The organism is Leifsonia virtsii (genome assembly GCF_030433675.1).
GTDB lineage: Bacteria > Actinomycetota > Actinomycetes > Actinomycetales > Microbacteriaceae > Leifsonia > Leifsonia virtsii.
The window spans coordinates 383,258-396,497 of the sequence record NZ_JAROCB010000005.1 but is presented as its reverse complement, the minus strand read 5'-3'; the positions used below and the strand labels follow the sequence as shown (position 1 = coordinate 396,497).

The following is a 13,240-nucleotide window of genomic DNA, read 5'->3' as shown; positions in this document are numbered from 1 at the left end:
CGGCGCGCGGTCAGGAGAGGGTCGCCTTCCACAGGGTGGACACGTCGGCGTCGTAGCGGGCCTCGAAGCCGTTCACGCTGGAGTTGAGCACGATGTACTCCTTCGGCGTGAAGAGCCAGATCCAGGCGGCGTTGTCGACGAGCTCCTTCGACAGCTTCTCGTACACCGCCTTGCGCTTGGCGGTGTCGGTCGTCGCGATGCCCTCGGCGAAGAGGCTGTCCAGCTCGGGCGAGCTGTAGCCTGCCACCTTGTTGTAGGTGCCGCCGGTGGTGAAGTAGCGCGCGTACATGGTGTTCGGGTCGGCGCTGCCCGCGTTCTGGGCGATCGCCGCGTCGAAGTCGCCGGCGAGCCACTTTTGCACGTAGGCGTTGGAGTCGAGCGCCTGCACGTTGACCTTGATGCCGACCTTGCCGAGCTGCGCCTGCACGTTCTGCGCCTCGTCGACGGCCGTGGAGTACAGCCCCTGCGAGGTCATCACGTTGAGCGTGAAGCCGTCGGGCGTTCCCGCCTTCTGCAGGTACTCCTTGGCCTTCTTGAGGTCCTGCTTCGCGCACGGCTGGGCGTTCGGGTCGGAGCGGTACTCCGGGGAGGTGATCGGGCCCGTCACGGTGCCGGAGCCGAGGGCTGCGGTGTCGATCACGTCCTGACGCGAGATGGCGCACTGGATCGCGAGCCGCGAGTTCACGTTGGCGAGCACCGGCGAGGCGGCGCGCAGCTGGAGCACGTGGTACTGCAGCGAGCTGGCCTCCATCGACTTGGTCTTGTTCGACACGGCCGTCTTGGCGGTCACCGGGTTGTCGAAGATCGCGACGTCGACCGACCCGGTCTTCAGCGCCGACACCATCGACTGGTCGTCGGGGATGATCCGGAACTCGACCTTGGCCGCTCCGGGCTTGCCGCCGAAGAAGTCGGGGTTGCGCTCGAGCGAGATGGACTCGTTGGCGACGCGCCCGGTCCACTTGTACGGTCCGGAGCCGACGGGGGTGGTCTGGAGGCTGTCGACCGGCACGTCGGAGGGCACGATGCCGGTGTTCACCGCGGTGAGGCCGGACGGGAAGGACGCGTCCGGCTTCTTCAGGTGCACGACGACCGAGGTCGGCGACGGTGCGTCGATGGAGGCGACCGAGGCGAAGTAGGACCGCGAGCTGGCCTTGGACGCCGGGTCCATGATCTTCTCGTACGTGTACTTCACGTCGGTGGAGTCGAGAGCGGACCCGTTGCTGAACTTCAGGCCGTCCTTGAGGGTGAACGTGTAGGTCAGGCCGTCCTCGGAGACCTTCGGGAGGGCGGCGAGGTTCGCGACCGGCTTGTCGTTCTTGTCGGTCGTCAGCAGCGGGCTGTAGATCTGCGAGAGCACCTGCACGGACTGCTCGGAGGTCGTCGTCCACGGGATCGTCTGGGTCGGGTCGGCAGTGATGCCGAAGACGAGGGTGGCGTTCGGGTTCGCGGACGCGGTGGGGGAACTGCTGGTACCGGTGCATCCAGCGAGCAGCATGGATGCGACGGCAACCGCGGCACCGGCGGCGATCGCGTGCCGTCCGTTGCGGTTGACCTTCATTTCGGGCCTCCTTGGTAGGTGTTGCGCCTGCTGTGAGCAACAACGTCGGCGACGTTGCCGGGATCAACGCTATGAGAAAAATATTCCTCTTGCGTTTCCAAGTTGTAAATTATTTAGCACGATGGACGCGGTAAGTCCAATGGGGTGCCGCTACGGTGAACCTGAACGACGACGAGGAGGCAGTGTTGACGGAGGACATCCTGGTGCGCTTGCGTCAGGCGCTGCCCATGCTGCGGCGCAGCGAGCAGCTGATCGCGCAGGCCGCCCTGGCCTCCCCCGCCGAGGTGGCGAACCTGAGCATCACCGAGCTCGCGGCCCGCTGCGGGACCTCGACCGCCACCGTCGCGCGGTTCTGCCGCAGCGTCGGGTTCGACGGCTACAAGGGCTTCTGCCTCGCGCTCGCGCGCGCGGCGGTCGACGAGACCGGGCGGCGCTACCAGTTCGGCGTCTCCGAGGGCGACATCGACCCGACCGACTCCACGCGGGACGTCGTCCGCAAGCTGGCCTTCCAGGAGGCGCGGGCGGTCGAGGAGACCGCCGAGCTGCTCGACCTCGACGAGGTCGACCGCGTCGTCACGGCGATCATCGACGCACCCATCACCGACGTGTACGGCTCCGCCTCCAGCGGCCTGGCCGCGCAGGACCTCGGCCAGAAGCTCCGACGCATCGGCTACATCGCGAACGCGTGGACGGACGCCCACCTGGCCCTCACCAGCGCCGCGGTCCTCCGGCCCGGGTCGGTGGCGATCGCGTTCTCGCACTCCGGGGAGACCGAGGAGGCGCTCTCCGCGATCGAGACCGCGCACCGGGCGGGCGCTTTCACCGTCGCGGTCACCAACTTCCCGAACTCGCCGCTCGCCCAGATGGCGGACGCCGTGCTGACAACGGCATCGCGGGAGACGCGCTTCCGTTACGGCGCGATGTCCAGCCGCATGGCGCAGCTGATGATCGTCGACGTCATCTTCATGGGCGTGGCCCAGCGGCATCCCGAGTCGGTGGCGGATGCGCTCACCGCCTCCCTCGCCGCGGTGGAGGGCCGCAGGCGCCCGCGCCGGAACGGCAGCTGACTCAGAGCCGCTTCGCCATCCCGATCTGCGGCACGCCCCACTCGGGCAGGGTCTCGCGCGTGCCGTCCGCCTCCCAGCCGGAGCGCTCGTAGAAGCGCCTCGACGGCTCGTTCTGCTCGAAGACCCACAGGCGGGCGGTGGTCGCGCCGCGGTCCGCCAGCTCCCCCTCGGCGGCGGCCAGGAGGCGACGCCCGAACCCGCCGCCCTGCGCGTGGGGCGAGACATAGAGGGAGCTGACGTAGCCGACCCCCGGAGCAGTGAGGCGGAACCCGACGATGCCCGCGAGCCGCCCGTCCGGCCCCTCTGCCCCGAGGAAGTCCATGCCTGGAGCGGCGAGACTCCGCTCCCACAGCGCTTCGGCGGCATCGGGCGTCATCCGCTCGACCAGCTCGGCCGGCATCACCTCCCGGTAGCTGAGCGCCCAGCAGTCCAGGAAGATCGCGACGACCTCGCCGAGGTCCTGGAGCCCGACAGGGCGCAGCCGCGTCACCGCCGGCCTCCGATCGGAGCGGCGTCGGCGAGGGCGGGCGCGAGCCTTTCGATCCCCGTCCCCGGCGCCTCGGAGAGGTGGACGGCGGATCCGGCGTACTGCACACCGCCCTCGACCGGGCTCGCGGAGAGCCAGAGCCCGGCGTCGAGGTCGTGCGCACCGTGCGACCCGCTGGTCTGCTGGAGCCGGGACGCGAGCGCCGCCGCGGCGGCGATGCCGACGTGGCTCTCGGACATGCAGCCGACGAACACGGACACCCCTGCCTCCTTCGCGGCGTCGGCCAACGCGATCGCCTCGGCGATGCCCCCGGTCTTGGCGAGCTTGATGTTGACCCGGTCGACCGCTCCCCTCGCCAGCACCTCACGCAGGTTCCGGGAGGTCCAGACGGTCTCGTCGGCGACGATCGGCGTGGTGGTGTGCCGGGTGACGTAGGCGAGACCGTCGATGTCGTCGCGGTGGACGGGCTGCTCGACCAGCTCCACGTCCACACCGTCGTCACGCCAGGCGTTGATGATGCGAACAGCTTCCTCCGGCTCCCACCCCTGGTTGGCGTCCACCCGGATCGCGACGGCGTCGCCGACCCTCGCCCTGACGGCCTCCACCGTGCGGAGGTCGTCGCCGCCCGCGCCGGTCTTCACCTTCAGCGTGGTGAACCCGTCGGCGACGTGCTCCTCGGCGGTGCGGAGCAGCTCTGCCACGTCTGCAGCGGTGACCGCCGCGGACAGCGTCATGTCGGTCTCGACCACCGCGGACGAGCCGCCGAGGTACCGGTGGAGGGGTTCCCCTGCGGCCCGCGCCGCGAGGTCCCACACCGCGCACTCGACCGCCATGCGGGCCGACGGGTTGCCGACGACGGCGTGTGCGAGCCGCGCGCTCACAGCGCCGGGCTCGTCGCCGGGCATCCCCCGCACGGCTTCGGAGAGCGGGCCCTCGACCGCGGCGACGACGCTCTCGTGGCTCTCGCCGGTCACCCGCCAGCTGACGGGAGCCTCGCCCCAGCCGGAGCGGCCGTCGGTGTCGACCATGCTCACGAGCAGGGCATCCACGACGTCTGCGCGTCGCACCGCGGTGACGAATGGCCGCCGCAGCGGGACGAGCCGCCGGTGGACGCTGATGCGATCGATCCGAGCCATGTACCCTCCACCACGCCGCCGGGAGCCGATGTAAGGATTTTACGCAATAGCCGCCGGATGTGTAAAAAGTACACTCTCGCCGGGACTCCCGGCCGTCGGAGCCTCAGGCGACCGGACCCTGCGCCAGCGTGACGTCGGCGGTGTGCGATGCGCCGTCCTGGTCGGCCCATGTGACGGCGACCGTCTGGCCCGGCCGGTGCGAGGCGAGCGCGGTGGTGAGCTCCTGCGCGGAGGAGACCGCGGCCCCGTCGATCGCCGTGATCGTGTCGCCCGCGACCAGCCCGGCCTCGGCTGCCGGACCCCCGTCGACGACTCCCGAGATGGCCGCGCCGGTCGCCGTGCCGTCTGCGAGGTCGGACGCCACCTCCACCCCGAGGAACGCCGGGTAGCCGATGGTCACGGTGGAGGAGGCCTGGCCCGCCTCGATGCCCGCGGCGATCGCGAGGGCGTCCTCGATCGGGATCGCGTAGCCGGCGACCGTCGAGCCGCCCTCCTGAGCGGCGGTGTCGATACCGATCACACGGTCGGAGGAGTCGAACAGCGGGCCGCCGGAGTCGCCGGCCTGGATGTCGGCGTCGGTCTCGATGAGTCCCGACAGCGTCTCCGAGGCCGCCGTCTGCTCCGCCTGGGTCGTGATGGTCTGGTCGAGGGCCGTCACCGTGCCGGGCGAGGCCGACGGCGTACCGCCCGTGCCGCCCGCGTTGCCGACCCCGGTCACGGACTCGCCGACGACGGTGTCGCCTGAGGTGTCCAGGGCGGCTGTGGCGAGGCCGGACGCGCCGCTCAGCTGGAGCACCGCGACGTCGTCGGTCGCGTCGGTCCCGACGACCGCCGCCGTGTAGACGGCGCCGGTCGCGATGACCGTGACGCTGATGCTGGTGGCGCCCTCCACGACGTGGTTGTTGGTGAGGATCTCGCCGTCCGACGACAGCACGATGCCCGTGCCGGCGCTCTCGGCCTGAGCATAGGTGAGCTGGGAGGTGATGTCGACGACGCCCACCTCCTGCGCCGCGGTCGCACTCGCTAGCGCGGTGCCGCCCGAGGATGCCGATGCGGACCCGCCGAAGCCCGAACCGCCGCCGTAGCCGTACGGGCTGCGACCGAGTGCGGTCCTCACGTCCGGGACGACGTGCGTGGCGGTGTGCGCTGCGGCCGGCGAACCCGAACCGGTCACCGCCGCGACTCCGAAGGCAGACCCTGTCACCAGGGCGATCGCGAGCGCCGACGACAGGGCGACCATCCGCCCGCGCCGCCGCGTCGACGCGCGGTGCCCGTCGCCGCCCGCCGTCGTCGCGGCCCCCGGGTCGTCCGGCGTGGCGGGGGCTCCGTCGATCGTGTTCATGGCTCGTGTCCTCTCGGGATGTGCTTGTCCGCTCAGGACACCGCACCCGCGTGAGGGAACGTCATGGTCCGGATATGGGGCAGCCGGGAGAAAGCCAGAGCCTCCTATGAGAACGGAGTGAGCTTGCTCGGGGCGCGCATCCCTGAACCGGTTCACACATTCGTAACCAGGCCGTTCCGCCGCAGGCCTGGTGCACCCCGTCCGGGGGACGTTAGCGTGGCCATGCACCCTGGCCCACAGCACCGCACTGCTCACCGGAGGGAATCATGGGAACTGTCACCACGTCGGACGGCGTCGAGATCTACTACAAGGACTGGGGTTCGGGTCAGCCGATCGTGTTCAGTCACGGCTGGCCGCTGTCGGCCGACGACTGGGACACGCAGCTGCTGTTCTTCCTTCAGCACGGCTACCGCGTCGTCGCGCACGACCGGCGCGGGCACGGGCGCTCCAGCCAAGTGAGCGACGGCCACGACATGGACCACTACGCCGCCGACCTGCGCGCGGTGGTCGAAGCGCTCGACCTGAGGGACGCCATCCACGTCGGGCACTCGACCGGCGGCGGCGAGGTCGCTCACTACATCGCGACCTACGGCGAGGACCGTGTCGCCCGCGGCGTCCTGATCAGCGCCGTCCCGCCGATCATGGTGCAGACCGAGAACAACCCGGGCGGACTGCCGAAGAGCGTGTTCGACGACCTGCAGGCGCAGCTCGCGGCGAACCGGTCGGAGTTCTACCGCGCGCTGCCGTCGGGCCCGTTCTACGGCTTCAACCGGCCGGGCGTCGAGTCGTCGGAGGCGATCATCGAGAACTGGTGGCGCCAGGGCATGATGGGCGGCGCGAAGGCGCACTACGACGGCATCGTCGCCTTCTCGCAGACCGACTTCACCGAGGACCTCAAGAAGATCACGGTCCCGGTGCTGGTGATGCACGGCGAGGACGACCAGATCGTCCCCTACGCCGACTCCGGCCCGCTCTCGGCGAAGCTGCTTCCGAACGGCACGCTCAAGTCGTACCCGGGATTCCCGCACGGGATGCCGACCACGCAGGCCGACACGATCAACGCCGACCTGCTGGAGTGGCTGCAGTCGTAGCGTGCGCGCACGAGGAGGCGGGGCGGGCCCCGAGCCTGCCCCGCCTCCCCTGCGCCGGGTTCGCCGTTACTTCGCGACCGGGATGGACTGAGCCTTCAGCGTCTTGATCGTCGACTCCTGAGCCGCCTTCAGAGCGTCCTCGAGCGTACCGCTGCCGCTGACCGCGCCCTTGAACCCGTCGGAGACGTCGGCGTAGGTCTGGGTCATCGTCGGGCCCCAGGTGAAGTCGGGCTTCACCTGCGACGAGGCCTTCGCGAAGACGTCGTAGATCTTCTGGCCGCCGTAGAACTCGACACCCTGCTGCAGGGCGGGGAGCTTGAGGCCCGCCTTGGTGGCCGGGTACAGGTTGGCCGCCTTGTTCAGGGCGGTCAGCGCCTCGGAGGAGGTGTTCAGCCACAGTGCGAACTTCGTTGCCTCGTACAGGTGCTTCGACCCGGTGAAGGCCACCACGGAGCTTCCGCCCCAGTTGCCGGCCGCCTGGTCGCCGGAGGACCACTGCGGCGAGGGCGCCACGGCCCAGTCGCCGCTCGTGTCCGGAGCGCCGGAGGAGATGGAGTTCGCTCCCCAGACGGCGGAGTTCCACGTCCAGGCCTGGCCGGAGTTGTACGCGTTGTTCCACTCGTCGGTCCATGCCGGCACCGTGGACACGAGCCCGTCCTTGATCAGCCCGTTCCAGTAGTCGGCGACCTTGCTGGACTCCGAACCGGTCAGGTCGACCGTCCAGTTCTTGCCGTCGTTGGCGAACCACTGGCCGCCCGCCTGCCACACGAAGCCGGCGAACTGGTTGATGTCGGTCTGCGAGAAGTTGGTGATGTAACCGCCCAGGGCACGGATCTTCTTCGCGGCGTCCTTGTACTCGTCCCAGGTCTTCGGGACGGCGATGCCGTTCTTCTCGAAGAGGTCCTTGCGGTAGAACATCGCCATCGGGCCGGAGTCCTGGGGGATGCCGTAGACGGACTTGTCGGAGCCGAGGGACACCTGGTTCCATGTCCAGTCGACGAACTCGCTCTTCGCCTTGACGACCGCCGAGCAGGTGCTGAGGTCCTCCAGCGCGTTCTGGACACGGAAGTTCGGGAGGGCGTCGTACTCGATCTGGCCCAGGTCGGGGGCGTTTCCGGCCTTGACCTCGTTGAAGAAGTTCTTGTAGGTGCCGTTGTTGCCGTTGGGGCCCTCCTGCACCTTCACCTGGATGTCCGGGTTCTTGTCGTTCCAGAGCTTCACGACATCGGCCATCCCGGGCACCCAGGTCGTGAAGTCGAGGGTGACCTTGCCCTTCGACGGCGTGCAGGCGGCCGCGCTCGCGCCTCCGGCGGACGACGACGAGGAGCAGCCGGCCAGGGCGACCGCCGCCCCCACCGCGACAGCGGTGAGCACGGCGATTCTCTTCGGGTATCGCATTGTGATCCTTCTCTCGGTGTGATCCACCCGGCTTCGGTGCCGGGAGCTGAGGGGGTCGTCCGGTCCGGCTATTTGAGCGAGCCGGAGCCGAGTCCGTTCCGCCAGTAGCGCTGCAGCAGGAGGAACGTGACGACGAGGGGGACGATCGACAGGAAGGCGCCGGACAGCACGAAGGTGCGCAGCTCCGGGACCTGGTTGATCTGCGTGTTCCAGGTGTAGAGGCCGTACGTGACCGGGAACAGCTCGGTCGAGCGCAGCATGATGAGCGGGAGGAAGAAGTTGTTCCAGATCGCGACGAACTGGAACAGGAAGACCGTCACCAGCGCGGGCGTCATCAGTCGGACGGCGATGGTGAAGAACGTGCGCAGCTCGCCGGAGCCGTCCAGTCGCGCTGCCTCCATCAGCTCGTCGGGCACGCTCGCCGCCGCGAAGATGCGGCTGAGGTAGACGCCGAAGGGACTCACGATGGAGGGCAGCAGGACCGCCCAGATGGTGTCGGTCAGCTGCACCTTGCTGAACAGCAGGAACAGCGGGAGCGCCAGGGCGGTCGCCGGGACGAGCACCCCGCCCAGCACCACGTTGAACAGCGTCTCCCGGCCGCGGAAGCGGTACTTCGCCAGCGCGTACCCGCACATCCCGGCGAGGAGGGTGGCGAGGAAACCGCCGACGCCGGCGTAGAGGATACTGTTGAGCATCCACCGCCCGAAGATGCCGCCGTTGTAGGCGAGCACGTCGCCGATGTTCTTCACGAGGTCGAAGTCGGCGAACCACAGCCCGTTCGTGGTCAGCAGCTGGCCCCGCGACTTGCTCGACGCGACGACCAGCCACCAGAGCGGGATGAGCGTGTACAGGGTGAAGATCACCATGACCGTCATCGCGACGGCACGCGAGACGGGGCTCTGCTTCGGTCCGGTGCCACGGCGGCTGCGGCGGCCGCGGCGGCGCTCCTCGCGCTCTGCGCGCTGGGCGGTCGGGACCGGGATGAGGGTCTCGGCGGTCATGCGTCCTGCCCCTTTCGCTGCGTCACTTTGAGGAAGGTGAAGGAGAGGATGAAGGTGGCCAGCGCCAGCACGACGCTGAACGCGGCGGCGAGGTTGTAGTTCGGGAGCGAGCTGGTCGCGTAGATCGTCATGTTCGGCGTGTAGGTGCTCGTGACGGCGGAGCTGAAGGAGGCGAACACCTGCGGTTCTGCGAGCAGCTGGAGCGTGCCGATGATCGAGAACACGGCGGTCATGAGGATCGCGGGCCGCACGATCGGGATCTTGATCGACCACGCCATCCGGAACTGCCCGGCGCCGTCGAGACGCGCGGCCTCGTAGATCTCCTGCGGCACCGCGAGCAGAGCCGAGTAGATGATGAGCATGTTGTAGCCGACGTAGACCCAGGTCACGACGTTGGCGATCGACCACAGCACGAGGTCGGCGCCGAGGAAGGGAACCGCCTTGGTGAGGGCCGAGAACGGCGACAGGTTCGGCGAGAACAGGAAGCCCCACATGATCGCGGCGATGACACCCGGCACCGCGTACGGGACGAAGTAGGCCAGCCGGAAGAACCGCTTGCCCTTCACGAGCGGCGAGTCGAGCAGCAGGGCGAACACCAGCGCGAGCCCGAGCATGACCGGCACCTGGACGACGCCGAACAGGAGGACGCGGCCGACCGACCCCCAGAACGCCTGGTCCTGGAAGACCAGCGCGTACTGCTGCAGGCCGCCGAACACCTCGGTCGCCGGGCCGAACGTCCCGTCGCGCTGCACGACGAGCAGCGACTCCCACACCGCGTAGGCCACGGGGAGCGCGTAGAACAGGGCGAACAGCACCAGGAACGGCGCGACGAGAGCGATGATCGCCCTCTTGTGCGGCGTCTTGATGCGGCGGCGGGGCGCGCGCTCCGGAGCGTCGACCCGCGTGGTGGCGGACGTCACGATCATGACGCCTCCTCTCTGCTGATCCCGGCATCGCCGGCGGGGACGAGGACGGATGCGGGGTCCTCGCGGATGATGCGGACGGCGCCCGCGGGCACCACGACGACGGCGTCGACGCGGTCGCCGGTGACGAGGTCGACGCCGGTCGATGCGAGTTCGACGTCGTCGTCGCCGTGGTTGATGGCGAAGAGGAACGAGACGCCGTCCGCGCCGATGCGGCGGGTGACGTCCAGCTCGGCGGCGCCGGCGGCGTGGGGGGCGACGCCGGCGCCGTCGAGGGCTTCGCGGACCAGGTCGTCGAGGTCGAGCTGATCGAGCCGTGTCGCGACGTACCAGGCGACGCCGTCGCCCCGCTCGTTGCGGGTGATCGCGGGGCTGCCCTCCGCGGGGCCGTCGGCGAACGCATCGACGACGGACGCGGTGGTCGCCCGTCCGCGCTCGCTCCAGACGGACGCGATGCGGCCCGAGGCCAGGCGGACGGTGTCGCCGGGAGAGAGCGGGGCGAACTCGTCCACGCGCACGCCGAGCAGGTCGCGCAGGAGACCGGGGTAGCCTCCCGTGACGACCGCCTGCTCGTCGTCGACGATGCCGCTGAAGAAGGTGACGAGGGCGTGACCGCCGTTCTCGACGTAGGCCTGCAGCCCGGCGGCCTCGTCGGCGCGCAGCGAGTAGAGGGCGGGGACCGCGACCAGGCGGTAGCCGCTCAGGTCGGAGCCGGGCGACACGACGTCGACCGTGACCCCGGCGGCGCGGAGCGCGCGGTACGCCGCGTGCACCTGCTCGAGGTAGCGGACGCCCTCGCTCGGGAGGTTGTCGCCGTCGGCGGCCCACCAGGCCTGCCACGAGAACATCAGCGCGACCTCGGCCTGCACGGTCGATCCGACCACGTCGGGCAGGGCGCGCAGCACGCGGGACAGCTCCTGGGCCTCCCGCCAGATCCCCGAATCGGTCCCGGCGTGGGGCAGCAGAGAGGAGTGGAACTTCTCGCTCCCGCGCACGGATGCGCGCCACTGGAAGAAGCAGATCGCGTCGGCGCCGCGCGCGACGTGCGAGAGGGCATCCCGAAGCAGCTGCCCCGGTGCCTTCGCGAGGTTGACCGGCTGCCAGTTGACCGATCCGGTGGACGTCTCCATCAGCATCCACGGCCGGCCTGCGGCGAGGCCCCGGGTGAGGTCGGCGGCGAAGGCGAGCTCCGCCGTCGGGTCCTCGAGACGGTCGTCGAGGTAGTGGTCGTTCGCAATGAGGTCGAGGTCGCTCGTCCAGCTCCAGTAGTCCATGTTCCGGATGTGGGCGGTGTTCATGAGGTTGGTGGTGACCGGAGCGCTGCTGTGGCGACGGATCGCCTCGGCCTCGGCACGGAAGTGCTCGATGATCGCGTCCGACGAGAAGCGGTGGAAGTCGACGACCTGCGCCGGGTTGCGGGTCGAGAGCGTGGCCATCGGCGGAAGGATCTCGTCCCACTGGCCGTAGCGCTGGCTCCAGAACGCTGTGCCCCAGGCCTCGTTGAGCCGGTCGATCGTCTCGTAGCGGTCGCGCAGCCAGCGGCGGAACGCGGCCGCGCTCTCGTCGCAGTAGCAGAGGGCGTTGTGGCAGCCCATTTCGTTCGAGACGTGCCACAGCGCGACAGCGGGGTGCCGGCCGTAGCGCTCGGCGATCCGCTCGGCCAGCGTGACCGCGTAGCTGCGGTAGACGGGCGAACTGGGGCAGAACGCCTGACGACCGCCGGGGAAGCGGCGGGTGCCGTCGATCGCGACCGGGAGGAGCTCCGGGTGCAGCGTGGTCAGCCAGGCGGGAGTGGACGACGTCGCCGTGCCGAGGTTCACCCGGATGCCCGCGGCATGCAGCAGTTCGATGATCTCATCGAGTCCGGAGAAGTCCCACACGCCCTTGGCCGGATTGACCTGCGCCCAGCCGAAAATGTTGATCGCGACGAGACCGACGCCGAGCTCGCGCATCAGGGCGATGTCCTCGGTCCACACGGCGCGATCCCACTGCTCGGGGTTGTAGTCGCACCCGAGGATCATGCCGTCCATGTCGCGGATGAGCACTGCGGCTCCTTTGCCATTCTGTGAACGTGCACACATCGAGGTGCCCGCGTCCGTCTCTTGCTGTGGGAACGTGCACAGCCACCTCCGCCCGAAGGCCGGTGCGGTAGGACTGTGAACGTGCACAGACTAAGCAGGCCGCAATCCGTCTGTCAAGCCGCCTATCCCCTAGACTTCCCCCATGACCGAACAGCGCCGCCGGGCCACCGTGGTGGACGTGGCCCTCGAGGCCGGCGTTTCGCGCGGTACGGTCTCGCGCTACGTCAACGGTGGCCACTACGTCTCGAGCGAGGCCCGGCAGGCGATCGAGGCGGCGATCCGCAAGGTCGGTTACACGCCGAACACCGCCGCGCGGAGCCTCGTCCGCCAGCGCACCCAGGCGGTCGGCTTCATCGTCCACGAGCCGCACTCGGTCTTCCTCGAAGACCCGAACATCGGTGTCATCATGCTCGGAGCCAACTCCGCGCTCTCGACCCGCGACTACCAGATGGTGTGCCTCATCGTGGACTCGGAGCGGGACACCGACCGCGTCTCCCGGTACCTCAGCGGCGGGTTCGTCGACGGCGCGATCGTGGTGTCGGCACGCGACCGTGACCCGATCCTGTCGGTCATCGAACGCCTGGGGCTCCCGGCGGCGTTCGTCGGCCATCCGCCCGGCATCACCGCCCCGTTCATCGGCATCGACAACCGCGGGGCGTCCGCGGCGATCACGCAGCGCCTCATGCAGACGGGGCGCCGCAAGATCGGGATGATCGCCGCCGCCCTCGACCGCGACTCCGGCGCCGACCGCCTCGCGGGCTTCCGCGAGGCGCTCGGCATCGCCTACGACCCGGAGCTCGTGGTCCGCGTGCCGCTGTACTCGTTCCTCGACGGCGCCGCGGGCATGCGCACGCTGCTGGAGCGGGCGCCCGACGTCGACGGGGTCGTCGCCGCATCCGATGCCGTCGCGGCCGGCGCCCTGCAGACACTGCTGGAGTCCGGCCGGTCGGTTCCGCGCGACGTCGGCCTGGTCGGCTTCGACGACAGCTCGTGGGCCACCCGCACCACTCCGGCACTCTCGACCGTGCACCAGCCCGCCGAAGGCATCGGGCGGGCCGCGGCAGAGGCCGTGCTCGAGCAGATCCGCACGGGCGACATCGGTGCGGGCGGCCTGGTGCTCGACACGTCCATCGTCTGGCGCGGCTCCGCCTGAGTC

At 69.7% G+C, this 13,240-nt stretch carries 11 protein-coding genes; 3 read left to right on the top strand and 8 right to left on the bottom strand.

The window, feature by feature from the left end; all coding sequences use genetic code 11:
* Nucleotides 1-10: 10 nt before the first annotated feature.
* Nucleotides 11-1,558, bottom strand: a complete 1,548-nt coding sequence (locus tag P5G59_RS18805) for an ABC transporter substrate-binding protein (protein WP_301220553.1) — start codon at nt 1,556-1,558, stop codon at nt 11-13.
* Between the two features lie 185 nt (nt 1,559-1,743).
* Here P5G59_RS18805 and P5G59_RS18800 point away from each other — a divergent pair, with 185 nt between their 5' ends.
* Nucleotides 1,744-2,625 (top strand): MurR/RpiR family transcriptional regulator, encoded by an 882-nt coding sequence (locus P5G59_RS18800; RefSeq protein WP_301220552.1) that lies wholly within the window; start codon nt 1,744-1,746, stop codon nt 2,623-2,625.
* 1 nt (nt 2,626) lies between these two features.
* Here P5G59_RS18800 and P5G59_RS18795 read toward each other — a convergent pair whose 3' ends face one another.
* The 3 genes from P5G59_RS18795 to P5G59_RS18785 form a co-directional block, all read right to left on the bottom strand.
* Nucleotides 2,627-3,115 carry a GNAT family N-acetyltransferase gene (locus P5G59_RS18795; RefSeq protein WP_301220551.1) on the bottom strand — a complete coding sequence of 163 codons (489 nt, stop codon included), beginning with the start codon at nt 3,113-3,115 and terminating at the stop codon, nt 2,627-2,629.
* Complete coding sequence (locus tag P5G59_RS18790) at nt 3,112-4,248, bottom strand: mandelate racemase/muconate lactonizing enzyme family protein (protein WP_301220550.1); 1,137 nt, start codon at nt 4,246-4,248, stop codon at nt 3,112-3,114. Before P5G59_RS18790 ends, P5G59_RS18795 begins: the two co-directional genes overlap by 4 nt.
* A 103-nt stretch (nt 4,249-4,351) precedes the next feature.
* On the bottom strand, nt 4,352-5,590 hold the full coding sequence (locus P5G59_RS18785; protein WP_301220549.1) for a S1C family serine protease: 1,239 nt from the start codon (nt 5,588-5,590) through the stop codon (nt 4,352-4,354).
* Between the two features lie 266 nt (nt 5,591-5,856).
* On the opposite strand from P5G59_RS18785, the gene P5G59_RS18780 reads away from it, so the two are divergent.
* Nucleotides 5,857-6,681 (top strand): alpha/beta fold hydrolase, encoded by an 825-nt coding sequence (locus P5G59_RS18780; RefSeq protein ID WP_301220548.1) that lies wholly within the window; start codon nt 5,857-5,859, stop codon nt 6,679-6,681.
* 66 nt (nt 6,682-6,747) lie between these two features.
* Here the strand turns inward: P5G59_RS18780 and P5G59_RS18775 are convergent, their stop codons facing one another.
* The 4 genes from P5G59_RS18775 to P5G59_RS18760 form a co-directional block, all read right to left on the bottom strand.
* Nucleotides 6,748-8,079 carry an ABC transporter substrate-binding protein gene (locus P5G59_RS18775; RefSeq protein ID WP_301220546.1) on the bottom strand — a complete coding sequence of 444 codons (1,332 nt, stop codon included), beginning with the start codon at nt 8,077-8,079 and terminating at the stop codon, nt 6,748-6,750.
* 68 nt (nt 8,080-8,147) lie between these two features.
* A complete protein-coding gene (locus P5G59_RS18770) occupies nt 8,148-9,080 on the bottom strand; it encodes a carbohydrate ABC transporter permease (protein ID WP_301220545.1) in 933 nt (310 codons plus the stop codon).
* Nucleotides 9,077-10,006, bottom strand: a complete 930-nt coding sequence (locus tag P5G59_RS18765; RefSeq protein WP_301220544.1) for a carbohydrate ABC transporter permease — start codon at nt 10,004-10,006, stop codon at nt 9,077-9,079. The genes P5G59_RS18770 and P5G59_RS18765 overlap by 4 nt, the downstream gene beginning before the upstream one ends.
* Nucleotides 10,003-12,048 carry a beta-galactosidase gene (locus tag P5G59_RS18760; protein ID WP_363324714.1) on the bottom strand — a complete coding sequence of 682 codons (2,046 nt, stop codon included), beginning with the start codon at nt 12,046-12,048 and terminating at the stop codon, nt 10,003-10,005. The genes P5G59_RS18765 and P5G59_RS18760 overlap by 4 nt, the downstream gene beginning before the upstream one ends.
* 178 nt (nt 12,049-12,226) lie before the next feature.
* Here P5G59_RS18760 and P5G59_RS18755 point away from each other — a divergent pair, with 178 nt between their 5' ends.
* Nucleotides 12,227-13,237: a LacI family DNA-binding transcriptional regulator gene (locus tag P5G59_RS18755; protein ID WP_301220543.1), complete on the top strand. Its 1,011-nt coding sequence runs from the start codon at nt 12,227-12,229 to the stop codon at nt 13,235-13,237.
* Nucleotides 13,238-13,240: the final 3 nt, after the last annotated feature.

What these genes read in the sequence shown, in the direction of transcription:
- P5G59_RS18805 (WP_301220553.1), bottom strand. Translation starts at nt 1,558, where the DNA reads ATGAAGGTCAACCGCAACGGACGGCACGCGATCGCCGCCGGTGCCGCG.
- P5G59_RS18790 (WP_301220550.1), bottom strand. Translation starts at nt 4,248, where the DNA reads ATGGCTCGGATCGATCGCATCAGCGTCCACCGGCGGCTCGTCCCGCTG.
- P5G59_RS18785 (WP_301220549.1), bottom strand. Translation starts at nt 5,590, where the DNA reads ATGAACACGATCGACGGAGCCCCCGCCACGCCGGACGACCCGGGGGCC.
- P5G59_RS18780 (WP_301220548.1), top strand. Translation starts at nt 5,857, where the DNA reads ATGGGAACTGTCACCACGTCGGACGGCGTCGAGATCTACTACAAGGAC.
- P5G59_RS18775 (WP_301220546.1), bottom strand. Translation starts at nt 8,079, where the DNA reads ATGCGATACCCGAAGAGAATCGCCGTGCTCACCGCTGTCGCGGTGGGG.
- P5G59_RS18770 (WP_301220545.1), bottom strand. Translation starts at nt 9,080, where the DNA reads ATGACCGCCGAGACCCTCATCCCGGTCCCGACCGCCCAGCGCGCAGAG.
- P5G59_RS18765 (WP_301220544.1), bottom strand. Translation starts at nt 10,006, where the DNA reads ATGATCGTGACGTCCGCCACCACGCGGGTCGACGCTCCGGAGCGCGCG.
- P5G59_RS18755 (WP_301220543.1), top strand. Translation starts at nt 12,227, where the DNA reads ATGACCGAACAGCGCCGCCGGGCCACCGTGGTGGACGTGGCCCTCGAG.